General features: G+C 62.5%; 1 protein-coding gene. It reads right to left on the reverse strand.

The features are described 5' to 3' along the window. Nucleotides 1-68 precede the first annotated feature (68 nt). Nucleotides 69-376, reverse strand: a 308-nt coding sequence (locus OO68_RS48950) for a riboflavin kinase (protein ID WP_033314732.1), incomplete at its 5' end; no start/stop codon positions are given.

Genomic DNA, 376 nt, shown 5'->3' on the forward strand with positions numbered 1-376 from the left:
GTCGGCGGCGATCTCGGCATCCGGGCGATACAGCTCGCCCGCCAGCATCTTTTGCTTTTCAGTCTTGTTCAATCAATCGTTCCGAGTCTTGGAAACGCGTCCGGCGCGGCGGCGAGGTACGCGCGCGCCTTGGCGCTGTCGTCATCCATCTGGCGTATCAACGCCTCGATGGTGTCGAATTTCAGCTCTTCGCGAATGAAACCGATGAATGCGACATCGAGGACCGGGTCGTACAGGTCGCCCTTGAAGTCGAACAGGAACACTTCGAGCAGCGGCGCGCCGTTGTCGAAGGTCGGCCGGCGCCCGAAGCTTGCGACGCCGTCGAACCGCTGCGCGCCCTTGCCGATCCGCACCGCATAGATGCCGTGCTTCAGGC

Source organism: Streptomyces iakyrus, from assembly GCF_000717055.1.
GTDB classification, from domain to species: Bacteria; Actinomycetota; Actinomycetes; order Streptomycetales; family Streptomycetaceae; genus Streptomyces; species Streptomyces iakyrus.